The organism is Bifidobacterium hapali (assembly GCF_002259755.1).
Taxonomy (GTDB): domain Bacteria; phylum Actinomycetota; class Actinomycetes; order Actinomycetales; family Bifidobacteriaceae; genus Bifidobacterium; species Bifidobacterium hapali.
Genome location: NZ_MWWY01000005.1, coordinates 75,266 through 89,852 on the forward strand (window position 1 = coordinate 75,266; position 14,587 = coordinate 89,852).

General features: G+C 54.8%; 13 protein-coding genes and 1 riboswitch. Of the genes, 8 read left to right on the forward strand and 5 right to left on the reverse strand.

The window, feature by feature from the left end; all coding sequences use genetic code 11:
- Window positions 1-110 precede the first annotated feature (110 nt).
- From BHAP_RS00935 to thiM, 4 genes are all read right to left on the reverse strand, one after another.
- A complete protein-coding gene (locus tag BHAP_RS00935; protein WP_094728736.1) occupies window positions 111-476 on the reverse strand; it encodes a thiamine-binding protein in 366 nt (121 codons plus the stop codon).
- A gap of 68 nt (window positions 477-544) precedes the next feature.
- Window positions 545-1,342: a bifunctional hydroxymethylpyrimidine kinase/phosphomethylpyrimidine kinase gene (gene thiD / locus BHAP_RS00940; protein WP_094728738.1), complete on the reverse strand. Its 798-nt coding sequence runs from the start codon at window positions 1,340-1,342 to the stop codon at window positions 545-547.
- 119 nt (window positions 1,343-1,461) lie between these two features.
- Complete coding sequence (gene thiC / locus BHAP_RS00945; protein WP_094728740.1) at window positions 1,462-4,206, reverse strand: phosphomethylpyrimidine synthase ThiC; 2,745 nt, start codon at window positions 4,204-4,206, stop codon at window positions 1,462-1,464.
- A 93-nt stretch (window positions 4,207-4,299) separates the two neighbouring features.
- Window positions 4,300-5,313 carry a hydroxyethylthiazole kinase gene (gene thiM / locus BHAP_RS00950; protein ID WP_094728742.1) on the reverse strand — a complete coding sequence of 338 codons (1,014 nt, stop codon included), beginning with the start codon at window positions 5,311-5,313 and terminating at the stop codon, window positions 4,300-4,302.
- Window positions 5,305-5,412: riboswitch (TPP riboswitch) on the reverse strand. (Overlaps the previous gene by 9 nt.)
- A gap of 202 nt (window positions 5,413-5,614) precedes the next feature.
- Here thiM and BHAP_RS00955 point away from each other — a divergent pair.
- The 8 genes from BHAP_RS00955 to BHAP_RS00990 all read left to right on the forward strand — a co-directional run bounded on the left by BHAP_RS00955 (window position 5,615) and on the right by BHAP_RS00990 (window position 13,911).
- Window positions 5,615-7,090, forward strand: a complete 1,476-nt coding sequence (locus BHAP_RS00955) for a glycine--tRNA ligase (RefSeq protein WP_094728744.1) — start codon at window positions 5,615-5,617, stop codon at window positions 7,088-7,090.
- 125 nt (window positions 7,091-7,215) lie between these two features.
- On the forward strand, window positions 7,216-8,544 hold the full coding sequence (dusB, locus tag BHAP_RS00960) for a tRNA dihydrouridine synthase DusB (RefSeq protein ID WP_094728746.1): 1,329 nt from the start codon (window positions 7,216-7,218) through the stop codon (window positions 8,542-8,544).
- 183 nt (window positions 8,545-8,727) lie between these two features.
- Window positions 8,728-10,011: a cell division protein FtsZ gene (ftsZ, locus tag BHAP_RS00965; RefSeq protein ID WP_094728998.1), complete on the forward strand. Its 1,284-nt coding sequence runs from the start codon at window positions 8,728-8,730 to the stop codon at window positions 10,009-10,011.
- A gap of 42 nt (window positions 10,012-10,053) precedes the next feature.
- Window positions 10,054-10,539 carry a cell division protein SepF gene (locus BHAP_RS00970; RefSeq protein ID WP_094728748.1) on the forward strand — a complete coding sequence of 162 codons (486 nt, stop codon included), beginning with the start codon at window positions 10,054-10,056 and terminating at the stop codon, window positions 10,537-10,539.
- Window positions 10,540-10,631: 92 nt separating this feature from the next.
- On the forward strand, window positions 10,632-10,910 hold the full coding sequence (locus tag BHAP_RS00975) for a YggT family protein (protein ID WP_094729000.1): 279 nt from the start codon (window positions 10,632-10,634) through the stop codon (window positions 10,908-10,910).
- Window positions 10,911-11,051: 141 nt separating this feature from the next.
- Entirely contained in the window at window positions 11,052-12,347 is a 1,296-nt protein-coding gene (locus BHAP_RS00980; protein WP_094728750.1) for a DivIVA domain-containing protein, read from the forward strand.
- 20 nt (window positions 12,348-12,367) lie between these two features.
- Window positions 12,368-12,985, forward strand: coding sequence for a signal peptidase II (gene lspA, locus BHAP_RS00985; protein ID WP_094729002.1), 618 nt, complete (start codon window positions 12,368-12,370; stop codon window positions 12,983-12,985).
- A complete protein-coding gene (locus BHAP_RS00990) occupies window positions 12,982-13,911 on the forward strand; it encodes an RluA family pseudouridine synthase (RefSeq protein WP_094728752.1) in 930 nt (309 codons plus the stop codon). The genes lspA and BHAP_RS00990 overlap by 4 nt, the downstream gene beginning before the upstream one ends.
- On the opposite strand, the gene BHAP_RS00995 is transcribed toward BHAP_RS00990, so the two are convergent.
- Window positions 13,838-14,326: a hypothetical protein gene (locus BHAP_RS00995; protein WP_094728754.1), complete on the reverse strand. Its 489-nt coding sequence runs from the start codon at window positions 14,324-14,326 to the stop codon at window positions 13,838-13,840. The two genes, BHAP_RS00990 and BHAP_RS00995, sit on opposite strands and share 74 nt — an antisense overlap.
- Window positions 14,327-14,587 lie beyond the last annotated feature (261 nt).

Genomic DNA, 14,587 nt, shown 5'->3' on the forward strand with positions numbered 1-14,587 from the left:
CATTGAGAGGAACCCACACCCCCTTACGTTATTAACGTGAATACACGGTTCCGTTTATGAAGACATCTGCCTTCACGGTGCTGTCCTAACAAGGGGAGTCGATGATAACTTTATTCGCTAAGGAGTTTATCGACGATTTGCGGCTTTTCCGTGAGTTGACCGGTGAAACCGGGGCGAATATCCATGTGCAGCACGAGACTTGTGCGGTAGCCTTGTTCTGCGAGCTTCTTCGCCGCTTCCCCCGCAACATGAAGTACTTCGTCAAGATCACCCTCGACATCAGTAAACAGTGCGTTTGTCTCCTGTGGTAAGCCCGAATCTCGAATCACCTTCACCGCTTGCGCTACATACGGTGAAACTTCCGAACCGGCACCAGAGACCGACACTTGAATCGCGGCGACCGTATTGAGATACGGCTTGCCTGTTTCAGGATTAATAGGAACGTCCTGCGTTATTGCGTTGCGATCAAGAATCATCATATTTCCTTTCTGCACAATGGCTGCCTTTTACTGTCAAGCAATCAAGCCACTGTAATCATCGTTTGTCAGCGATACTGCCAGCCGTGGTCCATCGGACCAGATCCATGTCCAAGATCAAGCTGAGCGTTCAGCGCACCAGTCAGATACTCTTTAGCACGACGAATCGCATCCGGTAACAATTCTCCTTGCGCGAGATACGCAGCAATCGCAGACGATAACGTACATCCAGTACCGTGTGTGTTCGGATTGTTGACGCGTGTGCCACGGAACCACGTAATAGTGCCGTCAATCTGCGCAAGTACGTCGCTCGCACCTTCAACACTATGACCACCTTTTACGAGCGCGGCACAACCGAACATGGTCGCAATACGATGAGCAGCAGCTTCCATATCGGTCTGATTGTGAAGTGGAGAGCCCGTCAACACTTCCGTTTCTGGAATATTCGGCGTCACCAGTGTTGCAAGCGGAAACAGCCGCTCAGTGAGTGCAGTCACTGCGTCATCGTCAATCAAATGCGCGCCGGACGTTGCAATCATCACCGGGTCAAGCACGACATTGCGCGCGTGATGCGCAGCAAGACGATCAGCAATCGCAGTAATAATCTCGGCCGACGAGACCATACCAATCTTGACGGCTACCGGCGGAATATCAGCGAACACGGTATCAATCTGCGCGGCCACCATGCTAGGAGACACGTTTTCAACTCCAGTGACTCCCATCGTATTTTGCGCGGTGATTGCGGTGATCGCGCTCATACCGAACACGCCGCATGCCAGCATAGTTTTGAGGTCGGCTTGCATACCCGCTCCACCGGACGAGTCTGACCCAGAAATCGCGAGAACTGCAGGAAGCGTAGTAGACATACGAACTCCTTGAAGTGACTGCACTATGGACTATCAGAGGATTATTAGAGGGACTATCAGATACACAAAGGCGGTGTCTTACGGCAATATTGCCTAAGACACCGCCATCGTGTTTTGCCTTACTGAGCGGTGGTGTAGAGTTTGCCGCCCTGAGCCTTGAACTTCTCGCTCATCTGGGCCATGCCAGCCTGAATCTCTTCAGCACTTGCCGTATTCGCAGTGCTTGGCGTGGTGAGCGCACCGCGAGCTTCCTGCGCAGACGGAATCTTGCCAGCAAGCGTATCCTGCACGAGCTGTTCCTGTGCAGCAGCACCGCCGAACTGCTTGCGGATGTTCTGCGAAATAGCCATCGAGCAGAACTTCGGGCCACACATCGAGCAGAAATGAGCCATTTTCGCTGGCTCGGCCGGCAGAGTGTCATCGTGGAACGCGATCGCGGTGTCCGGATCGTAGCTCAGGTTAAACTGATCGAGCCAACGGAACTCGAAACGAGCCTTGGAGATCGCCAGATCACGATCTTGCGCGTGCGGATGATGCTTGGCGATATCGGCCGCGTGACAAGCGATCTTGTAAGCGATCACGCCCTGCTTGACATCGTCCTTGTTCGGCAGCCCAAGGTGTTCCTTCGGAGTCACGTAGCACAGCATAGCGGTGCCGTAACGGGCGATCTCCACACCGCCGATAGCGGACGTGATGTGATCGTAACCAGGAGCGGTATCGGTCGTCAGCGGTCCCAACGTATAGAACGGCGCATCATTGCAGATCGCCTTCTCCATCTCAATGTTCATACGCACCGTGTCGAACGGAATGTGACCCGGGCCTTCGATCATTACCTGCACGTCCTTCGCCCATGCACGGCGGGTGAGTTCGCCCAGTGTCATGAGCTCGGCCAGCTGTGCCGGATCGTTCGCATCGGCAAGGCATCCTGGACGCAGACCATCACCCAGCGAGAATGCGACGTCGTACTTGGCGAAAATATCGCATAGTTCGTCGAAATGCGTGTACAGGAAGCTCTCCTGATGATGTTGCAAGCACCATTCGGCCATAATGGAGCCACCACGCGAAACGATACCGGTTACGCGGTTCGCGGTCAGCGGCACGAAACGAAGTAGTACGCCAGCGTGGATGGTCATGTAATCAACGCCCTGCTCGCACTGTTCGATCACCGTGTCGCGGAACAGTTCCCAGCTCAGTTTCGACGCATCGTCCTCGACCTTTTCGAGTGCCTGATACATCGGCACGGTGCCGATCGGGACAGGGGAGTTGCGCAGAATCCACTCACGCGTAGTGTGAATGTCGTTACCGGTCGACAGGTCCATGACCGTGTCAGCGCCCCACTTCGTCGCCCACGTGAGCTTTTCGACCTCTTCGTCGATGGACGAAGTGACGGCCGAGTTACCCATATTCGCGTTAAGTTTGGTGAGGAAGGCAGAACCGATAATCATCGGCTCAGCTTCCGGATGGTTGATGTTGCACGGCATAACCGCGCGGCCCGCGGCCAGTTCGGAACGTACGAGTTCGACATCGCAGTTCTCACGCTCGGCAACATACTTCATTTCCGGGGTGATGATGCCGTGACGGGCATACCACATTTGGGTCACTGGGTGATCCTTGGCACGCATCGGCTGGTGCGTGCGACCACGCCATTCCTTGGTGGCGCGGCCGCGCTTGATGGCACGCTTGCCGTCATCTTCAAGGTTGCGACGACGACCCTCGTACTCTTCAACGTCGCCACGGTCTTTGATCCAGTCGAGACGAAGCGGCTTCAAGCCTTCCTTCGGGTCGCACTTGGGGCCTTCGGTGTTGTAGTCGATGAACGGCGGGTTCGGACCCACGCCCGGGGTATCCGATAGCTTGATCTCGGTGTACGGCACCTCAAGATCGTATGTGCCGAACTGGTTTTCGAAGTGCACGGACTTGGTCTTGCGAATGTGTGCCTTGTCGCGCTGCTTGGAGCCGCGCGCGGCGATGTCGACGCGCTGCTGCTTGGCGAGCTTCTGTGCCGCCTTGGCATCCTTCGCGTTCGTGAACTTCTTTTCGGTGGCTTCGGCACCGACGGAAGCTGCGCCTTCTTGCGCTGCCTGCGTATCAACGGCAGGAGTGTGCGTCACAATACGCTTCGCGTAGCCGTGCTTCGCGTCGCCGCGCACAGCCTTCCAACCTTCGACCATTGCACGAGTGGCGGCCTCGGGGTCGTCGGCACCGGCGATAGCGGAAACCGCGAACCATCCAGCAGCTTTCGTGCTCGCGAGCATCGCCATGTCAGCTACGGTCACGCCGCCGCCGACAACCACCGGGAATTCGCATGCCGAGCAGATCGTGTTGATTTGCTTCGCGTCAAGCGTCTTGCCTGAACCGTCGTTGCCACCGACTGATGCTTCAGGTTTGGTCGTGGACACATGCAGAGGGCCGGCGCCAATGTAGTCGATGCAACCGTCAGGCAGCTCATTGATGAGTTTGACGAGGCTTTCGGTTTCTGCGGACAGACCGACGATTGCTTCGTCGCCGAGCAGTGCACGGGCCTCACGCGGTTCCATATCAGTCTGGCCGATGTGCACGCCATCCACCTTGATGCCCTTGCGGCGAGCCTGCCACACGACATCCGCGCGGTCGTCAATCACGAACGCTACGGAATCGGACTTGTTATTGTCCTCGATAATCTGTGCGATGTCCTGTGCCATCGCAGTCAGTTCGGACGCATCAGCCTTCTTGGCGCGCAGCTGGATGAAGGTTGCGCCGCCTCGCAGAGCCTGATCAACCACGTCGGTCAGCGGGCGACCTTTGCAATCGTCAGGCCCGACCACGAAGTATGCGGACAGGTCAAACGAGTCTCGCATGGAGGCGTATGGGTATTCGTTGTTCATTTGGTTGTTCCTTTGTTGGTTGTATAAGGAAGTCTTAATGTGTGTTGTTGCGCGGTTGCACGTTGAGCAGTGAGGGAGCACTGAGTGATCTAGCTATTGCGTGACGATGATCGGTGAATCAGCCACCTGTTCAGGCGTGAGATTCCACAGTGCATCGAGAAAATGCGGCTGAAATGTCCCCGTCCCGTTCGATTGTTGTTCGGCAATTTCGCCAGCACGGTTGAACAATAGAGAAGCGGACAGTGCGGCGATCAACGGTTTACTAACCGCCAAGTATGTTGCAGTCACGCCACCTAGTGAGCAACCGGCACCGGTGATTTTCGTCATCATCGCGCTGCCGCCGGGAAGACGGTAGGTGCGTTCTCCGTCGGTAACGAGATCAATCTCGCCAGAGACTGCGACCGCGGCCTGCTTGTGCGGGGTGGATGTGGCGAGGAAGCGAGCAAGTTGACGTGCTGCGACAGTTGCGCTATCTACATCGTCGACTGACTCAACGCCGGCCGGGCGGGTCGTTGCGCAGTTAGTCGAATCAGTCGAGTCAGTTGACTGCACAGTATCGTCACGCAGTCCCCACATCGTTGCCAACGCGATGATTTCGGACGCATTGCCGCGCACAATTGTTGGGGGAGCGGCGCGGAACGAACGCAGTATCTCGGTGCGGGTTGCTCCGATGCCAGCTGCCACCGGGTCCAGTACCCACGGATGTGCTGCTTTATGAAACGCGCGTGCGATTTGCGGCAGTGCATCCTTATAGAACGGCAGCAGCGTGCCCACATTGATATAGTCTGCGCCGGCAATGGATGCCGTATCAATCACGTCGTCTGGTAGAAAACTCATCGCTGCTGTACCGCCTGCGGCAAGCTGTGCGTTTGCTACGAGATTGATCGTCACGAAATTCGTGAACGATTGCGCGAGCGGAGTAGTAGCTTTTACGGTTCGTACAGCCTCGCTGATCCGCGCACGTACATCAGTTAGATCATTAGCTGACTCTCGCTTAGACGACGCTGGCTGATTGTGCTGTATAGAAATATCAGTGTCAGTGGGCTCGCCGTGGCGCCAGCTTGCGCAACAATGCGGCTGCGCGTCGACTTGCGAATCATCGCTCATATGACTGCTCCCTACGATGGTCTTAACCAACAGGTTCTAAGGGTCAGGCCGAAACCTTTCTCAACCCGCCAAACTGGCCGGGTTCCCCTGCATTACGTTGTTGACGCTATGCCTCAACGTGGACATTTGCGCTCTTGAATTGCGCATATACCGCAAAATGTGTGTCATCAGGTCTTGCGAGTCGCATGTGCACATGGTAAAAGGCACTGCTCATATACCTCACATACGTACTGTCAGCGACTGCCGATAGACTTTAGGACGCTAATAAAGTCCCCAAACCGTTCAAACCAGAAGGTGCATTGTGGCTGTATCCAAACTCGATGAAGTCGTATCCCTCGCGAAACGTCGCGGATTTGTGTTCCCCGCCGGTGAAATCTACGGCGGTACCCGTTCCGCATGGGATTACGGTCCGCTCGGCGTCGCGCTGAAGGATAATATCAAGCGTGAATGGTGGCGTTCGATGGTCGTCACCCGAGGCGACGTGGTGGGCGTGGATACGTCCATCATCTTGCCGACCCCGGTGTGGGTCGCGTCCGGACACGTGGCCGTGTTCAACGATCCGCTGGTTGAATGCCTCAACTGTCATAAGCGCAATCGTGCCGATAAACTGCAGGAATCCTACGCTGAGAAGCACGGCGACAAGCTGCCGGAGAACGGCATGGCTGATATCGTGTGCCCTGACTGTGGTACTCGCGGCAAGTGGACTGAGCCGCGCGACTTCAACATGATGCTGCGCACGCACCTCGGCCCGGTTGAGGATGAGAACAGCCTGCACTACCTTCGCCCGGAAACCGCGCAGGGCATCTTTGTGGACTTCAAGAATGTCATGACTTCCTCTCGTTCCAAGCCGCCGTTCGGCATTGCCAACATGGGTAAGAGCTTCCGTAACGAGATCACGCCGGGCAACTTCATCTTCCGTACCCGTGAGTTCGAACAGATGGAAATGGAATTCTTCGTCGAGCCTGGCACTGATGAGGATTGGCATCAGTACTGGATTGATGCGCGCACCCAGTGGTATCTCGATCTCGGCGTCAAGCCGGAGAACCTGCGTCATTACGAGCATCCGAAGGAGAAGCTTGCCCACTACTCGAAGCGCACGGTCGATATTGAATACAAGTTCGGCTTCCAGGGCTCTGACTGGGGCGAGCTTGAAGGCATCGCCAACCGTACTGACTACGATTTGAGCGCACACATGAAGCACTCCGGCGAAGACTTGAGCTACTTCAATCAGGCGACCGGTGAAAAGTACGTGCCGTACGTTATCGAGCCAGCCGCAGGTCTGACCCGTTCGCTCATGTGCTTCCTCGTGGATGCATACGACGTGGATGAGGCTCCGAACACGAAGGGTGGCGTCGACAAGCGTACTGTGCTGCGTCTCGACCCGCGTCTGGCTCCGATCAAGGCTGCTGTGCTGCCGCTAAGCAAGAAGCCGGAACTGCAGAATGTCGCGCAGAATCTCGCTTCCGATCTGCGTCAGCATGAGTGGATGATCGACTATGACGAAGCCGGTGCAATCGGTCGTCGTTACCGTCGTGAAGACGAAATCGGCACCCCGCTGTGCGTCACTGTCGACTTCGATACGCTCGACGATCAGGCAGTCACGATCCGCGACCGTGACACCATGAATCAGGAACGCGTTGCACTTGATCGCGTGGCTGAATACGTTGATTCTCGCATCGGTGAGAAGCGTACGCATGTGCCCGCCAAGCCGGTGTCAATGGGCGGCGAAGCATGGCCAGACTCGGTGAAGATCAACGAGGCTGGTGGCCTGTACTGATTCGCTCGTGAGAAACGATTGAGGGGAGCGGGGGATAGGCGTCCTCCGCTCCCCTCATCATGCCACGCGGCGTACTGAGGCGCTAACGTAGCTGCAACGTTCACAAACAGACAGGGAAAGATGCCATGACGAAGACCAACGACACCGAAACGGTGATTACCGTGCACGAGCACGCACGTCTCGACCCGCGAGGTGATGGCCAAGAATCTGCCGTTCAAATCGCGTCAAGTGAACCGTCATCTTTCGCGCGAGTTAGGACAGCTGAGTCACCAGCCCAGTCAACCGGGACTGCCACGGCTGCACCAGTAACCATCGCACCAGTACAGCTCGGTCCAATCACCGTACCCACGCCGGTTGTGCTCTCACCAATGGCGGGCGTGACCAACTGGCCGTTCCGAGTCATCTGCGAAAGCTACGGTCCAGACGGTCTCTATGTTGCCGAAATGATCACAGCGCGCGCACTCGTTGCACGCAATCCTAAAGCGCTGCGACTGTGCCGTTTCGCACCGAGTGAGAAAATTCGTTCACTCCAACTGTACGGAGTTAATCCGTCTATCGTCGAACAAGCTGCACGTATTGTCGTTGACGAGCACATGGCCGACCATGTTGATCTCAACTTCGGATGTCCCGTGCCGAAGGTCACCCGTCGTGGTGGCGGTTCTGCACTACCGTGGAAAACCGATTTGTTCCGCGAGCTTATTCACCGTGTCGTTGCAGTATGCTCCGAAGCGAACATTCCCGTAACCGCGAAGATTCGCGTTGGTATTGACCAAGATCATGAAACATTCATGGAAGCTGGTCATATTGCGCAGGAAGAAGGATGCGCTGCAGTAACGTTGCACGCACGTACCACTGCTGAATATTATGGTGGTCATTCTGACTGGAGTCGTATAGGCGAACTCGTCAACGCGCTCGATATTCCCGTGTTCGGCAACGGAGATATTTGGGGTGCTGAAGATGCTCTAGACATGGTGCGTGAAACTGGGTGCGCAGGCGTGGCGATTGGACGCGGATGTCAAGGCCGTCCGTGGCTGTTTGCTGATATTAAAAACGCGTTTGCTGGCAATCGCGAGCGTACTGACCCGTCACTTGGCGAAGTGTGTACAGTTATTGAACGTCATGCCGAACTACTCACTGATTTTTACGATGGCGACGAACGTATGGCTGTGCATGATTTGCGCAAGCATATCGCGTGGTATCTTAAGGGATTCCCGGTTGGCGGTTCTACACGTAAAGCTTTCATGGAATGCGAGAGTCTTGATGATGTGCGCCGTGAGATCAGCTGTCTTGACCCAACTATGCGCATGCCGGAACGGGTTCGAGACAAGCCGCGCGGACGAGTACGATTTGCGAAGAAAGTACATTTGCCGTACGGGTGGCTAGATTCGCGTGAGACTACTCATGAACAGCGTGAAACATTATTCGGTGATGATCCGATGGATGCAAGTTATTAATTGAATCGCAACCTACTAATATCGTCGTTAGCGAACCGTAAGTGGAGACAATATCCACGTAAATCGGCAAGCGAAGGTGTATTCTATGCGCGAAACGCCGACACACGCTTGAGAAACATGGCGTCATTATCAGGGGTTCTGCGATAGAGTTGTGCGTAACCGTGTGAGTGACAGGAGACAATGGTGAGCGAAATCGCCCAGAACGAGCAGCTTAGCGACAAGATCAACATTAAAGTCGTGGGCGTTGGTGGTGCAGGTGGCAATGCAGTCAACCGAATGATCGCCGAGGGCCTACAGAACGTCGAATTCGTGGCGGTCAATACCGACGCGAAAGATCTGTTACGCTCTGATGCCGACGTGAAGATTTCGTTGACTGATAACACGAGTCGTGGTCTTGGGGCAGGAGCAGATCCGGAAAAGGGCGCGAAGGCTGCACAAGATCATCAGTCCGATATTGAGGAATCCTTAAAGGGTGCGGACATGGTGTTCGTAACCTGCGGCGAAGGCGGTGGCACTGGTACCGGTGCCAGCCCGATCGTTGCTAAGGCTGCCCATCAGCAGGGTGCGCTCACGATCGCAGTTGTCACTCGTCCGTTCTCCTTCGAAGGTCCGCGTCGTTCCGCGTCGGCGAATCTCGGTATTGAGAATCTGCGCAAGGAAGTGGACGCGTTAATCGTTATTCCGAACGATCGCCTGCTTGAGCTTTCGGATCGCAACGTTAGCATCGTTGACGCGTTCAAGACTGCTGATAGTGCACTCCTTGCTGGTGTGCAGGGTATCACTGATCTAATCGCTGCGAATGCTTACATTCACGTTGATTTCGCTGATGTCAACACTATTCTGCGCGGCGCTGGTACGGCACTGTTCGGCATTGGCTCGGCACGGGGCGAAGATCGCGCTACGCAGGCTGCGGAAATCGCTATCAGCTCGCCGCTGCTTGAAGAAAGCATTGAAGGTGCGCACGGCGTACTCATTAACATTTCCGGCCCGACTGATCTCGGTTTGCAGGAGACTGCGGCCGCTGTTGAGCTGGTTCGCAAGGCGATTCATCCTGAAGCTCAGATTATTTGGGGACAGTCGCTTGACGACGCATTTGGCGACGAAGTACGCGTAACGGTTATCGCCGCTGGCTTCGGCCCGAAGGAAGGCGAAACTAAGGCTGACGCACCACAAGCTGCACCGATTATCTCGCAAGCGACGCCAGTACACACTACCGTTCCAGCGCAAGCCACTCCGGTAGCAGCACAGCCTGTCCAACCCGCACTGCTCCAGAAGCAGCCAAGCCCAATCATTCCGCAGCAGTATGCACAGCCTGCGCAAACTGCACAGCCAGCAGCAGCGCCTGCGACACATGGCTATGCTCCGGCTGCAGACTCATCTCACGCTAATTTTGACGAGACGAGTGAGCATGAGGTTATTTCGTCGAACGATCCCGGCGATCTTGACATTCCGGACTTTCTGCGCTGAGACAGTACGCCGAGCTGACTGACCTGACTGAAAGGAATCTTCATGGCAGGATTTATGAAGAACGCGATGTCCTATCTGGGCATGACGGATGTGGTAGATGACGACGACCAGTACGATGATGAGCCGGCTGAAGAGCAGTCATTTGACTCTGATCATTCGGTTACTCCGATGACTACCACTTCACCGAATGCGACAGGAACATCGTCTGCTCAGGCTTCTACTCGTGAATCAAATCCGTTCCAGAGCCGAGTAACGCGCATTACAACGATTCACCCTAAGACATATGAAGATGCACAGCTCGTCGGCCGTGCGTTGCGCGATGGCGTTCCAGTAGTGCTTAATCTTACTGACGTGCCTGAAGCGGTTGCATACCGTATCGTGGACTTTTCTGCTGGTGTGGTATTCGGCGTACGCGGTTCAATTGAACGTGTGACGCCGCGTGTGTTTCTGCTTAGCCCAGCACAAGTCAATATCAAAGTTGAAGAGCCAACATCGCCATCTTCTGCGCACGACTTGTTTGCTGACTGAGCGGTTTTCGCAATCTTCCACACGTTTTCGCAAGTTAGTAGTGAGTTCGCTCTCGGCATTGCCCTCAGCTGTGATGATAGGCTGAGGGCATGATGCTGTATGTACTGGCCCGTCTTATTGACTGGGTAATTGATGTTTATATTGCAGTCCTGTTTATTCGCATGATCGTGGACTGGGCTATGGTTCTCGCACCGCGCTGGCAGCCGGGCGATGTTGTTCGTGCGCTGATTGATGTTGTTTATCGTCTCACTGATCCGCCACTGCGTTGGCTACGGCGTTATATTAAGCCGATTCCGATGGGCGCCATATATTTTGATGTGAGCTTTATCGTGCTGTATTTCGCATTAGTTGTCTTGCGTGTGCTTATCTAGTTCCAGTATCGGAAGTTCGTTTATGATGTTTCGTACGTCCGAATCGGCGTGGAACACTGATATTGGCACGGGGTACGTGATAGCATCGTGTGTTGATACCAACACAGCGAGGCATGACCCCAAAGCGAGGTGTAAGGATTTATGGCTTTGTTGACTCCGAAGGATATACGGGAGCATACCTTCCAGACGGTTCGATTTAAGGAAGGCTATGACGTCGACGAGGTCGACGATTTTCTCGATCAGGTGACGGAAACCGTCGAGGCGCTCGGCAAGCAGGCCGTGGCTGCCGGTGCGGCGACGCAGTCGCTCGGACCGGATGTAGCGAACCTGAACAAGAAGATCTCCGATCTGACCGCACAGGTCCAAGAGCTGCAGAAGGAAAACGCCAGCCTGAAGTCGGAGGCCGGCAATGCCGCTGGTCAGCATGATCAGGCTGCGCAGGTCGCACAAGCCAAGCTCGGTGAAGCTGAGGAAAGCAACCGTGCTCTGAGTGCGCAGAATGAGCAGCTTAAGGGTCAGGTTGATCAGCTCAACAAGCAGATTGACCAGTTGACTGCACAGGCGGCTAAGGCGTCTGACAATGACGCGCTGGCTGAACAGCTCGCCAACATCCAGAAGGAACGTGATACGTTCCGCGCGAACAGTGAAGATCTTTCTCGTCAGCTCGCTTCTGCTCAGCAGCAGGTTGTGGCTGCTCAGCAGGCTGCTGCACAGGTTCGTGAACTCACTCGTCAGCTTGAGGAATCCAAGCAGCGCGAGAACCAGCTGCGCGAGCAGGTTTCTAAGGTTGAGCCGAGCACGGAAACTGGTAGCCTGCAAAAGATCGCTGGTGCTGCCGCTTCCGCAAGCACTGAGCCGGAGCGTGCTACTGCAATGCTCACGCTTGCCATGCAGCTGCACGATCAGTATGTTGACAAGGGTAAGGCACAGGCTAAGGAAATCACTGAGGCCAGCCAAGCTAAGTACAATGAGCTGATCACCAAGGCTAACGATTACTCCAGCCGTACTCGTTCTGAGGCTGATGAGTATGGTAAGCGTACTCACGCTGATGCAGACGCATACTCTGATCGCGTGCGTGCCGATGCAGACGGTTACTCGGTCAAGACTCGTCAGGATGCTGATCTCTACTTGAAGAACAAGCATGAGGATGGCGATGCTTACGAGGCTGAAGTTCAGCGTCGTGCTTCCGACTACGACAAGAAGAAGCGTAATGAGGCTGATACGTACAGCAAGAACACGCGTTCTGCTGCTGACGATTACGCACAGCAGGTGCGTGATAGCCTCACCGAACAGACCAAGGTTATTGAGGGCAATATTCAGGGTCTCAAGCAGTTCGAGAGCGCGTACCGTACTCGTCTGACGGAGTTCCTCACTGGTCTGATGAACCAAGTGTCCGACACGAACAGCTACAACCAGACCGAACAGTCCGGTCAGTGATCGCGGCGGGTATTCGTACTATGACTATTCGACAGGGACGGCCTCGCACGCGCGTGGCCGTCTTTGCATGCGTGGCGGTCGTTGCGCTTGGTATTGATCAAGTCACCAAATTATGGGCGCAGACGGCTCTGAGCGACGGTCGTACTGTGCCGGTGATTCCTCCGTTCTTGTCGTTGACGTTAGTGCATAATCCGGGCGCTTCGCTTGGCTTGGGTTCGTCAATGACATGGGTGATTTCATTACTGGCTGTCGCAGCTTCGATTGCACTGATTGTGCTCGCATTACGTACGTCGTCAATGCGTTGGACGCTGGCACTAGCGTTAGCGTTTGCGGGTGCGTTTGGCAATCTTATTGATCGCGTGGCGTATGCGGACGGTTTTCTCAACGGCAAAGTTATTGACTTCCTCAATTACGGTTGGTCAGTTGGCAATGTGGCAGATATTTGGCTCATGCTCGCTGGCATCGGCATTGTCATACTTATTATGATGGGTACTCCGTTTGAGGGCGCGGCTGACGTAGTAGATGCTGATGTTGCCGAGACGGTACAGATGACAATGCCTGAGACAACAGATAATGTGACATCCATGACCTCCAACAATGACGGGAGGGACACGGCTCAGGGCGGCAGCAGCCTATGAGCCGTCTTGTTCCTGCACCCGACGCACTTGTCGGCAAACGTTTCGACGTAGCGGTAGCCAAAATGCTCGGCATATCGCGTGCCAAAGCCGCTGATCTTATCGAAACTGGTCAGGCACGCATACTTGAGCGTGATATCGCCAAATCTGGTGCATTACAGGCAGGGGACGTCGTCGAATTCAACCTCGTCGAAGAACGCACCGAGCCTGAACCAGTATGCGACGATATGGCCATCGTCTACGAGGACGATGACATAGTGGTTGTCGATAAACCAGTGGGTGTTGCCGCACATGCGTCTGCTGGTTGGACAGGCCCGACTGTACTCGGCAGTTTGTTGCAACGTGGCGTGCATATTACATCGTATGGTGCAGCTGGTCGGCAAGGTATTGTATCTCGTCTTGACGTTGGCACATCAGGTTTGATGCTCGTGTGCAAGTCTGATCTTGCGTATGTTGAAATGCGGCGACAGTTTGCTGAGCATGAGGTTGTGAAAACCTATCATGCGTTAGTACAAGGCGGTTTGAAGGAAGATCGTGCGACGATCGAGGCTCCGATCGGCCGTGCGAAAGTCTCCGATTTCCGTTTCTGTGTGACGCCATCAGGCAAACCTGCTATCACGCATTGGGATGTGATGGAACGTTTCGGCAGCGAAGCCACACTCGTGTCAGTCAATCTCGAAACGGGTCGCACTCACCAGATTCGCGTCCATTTTTCCTCTATTGGTCATCCACTCGTCGGAGATCCTATGTATGGCGCAAATCCAGTATTGGCAGCTGAATTAGGATTAGACCGGCAATGGCTGCATGCCATGAAACTTGAGTTTCGTCATCCTCGCACGCACGTATGGACTACAGTCAGTTCACGATATCCGGCCGATCTCGCGCACGCGCTTGATCTAATGCGCGAGCGTCACGCATCTGCTGAATAGTCATGAATCCTGCGCTGCCTATACTGTCGCTTATGCTGACGGTATCGTCGCGTGATGCATTGCATTCGATATTGCGAGTGTCAGTGAACGTATCTGAGACAGTATGATCAATCAGCCCGATAACATGGTTTGTGAGATACGGTTCAGTACTGGCAGTATGTGATGCGTTGGTATCCGCAGCACGACGAGCGGATACCAACGTCACAATCCTCACGATCACACCAGCTATCAGACAGATCGGGCACGCCCACGCTGTAAGCGACACCACGATGAGTACCAGCACGTCTTCGGGCTGGTATGTACCGCGGCTTAAATATCTCATGCCTATGAGTACTGCGGCAGCACATACGAATCCAGCGATAAGCAAGCCATCGGCAGCTGTTTGAGCGGTATTACGATGCGATGGTGAGGACATATCGCACCTCCTTTCTGTACATGAAACTCAGCAGCACGACGTATGAGCAACAACACCGTAGATATAGTCCGCCACGCTGCTCCTTTATCTTCCCGAATGAATCGTGTCGTGCGCAAGCTGAACAGAGATTGTGGACGCAAGCTCAACGTATCGGCGTGTTGTGGATAAGTCACTGTGGACAAATCAGCTGGGAATTTTCTGAATGTGGATAACTTATCTTCCGAACGGCTAATCAGTAGCTGATCCGCGTCTGAGCCGCAT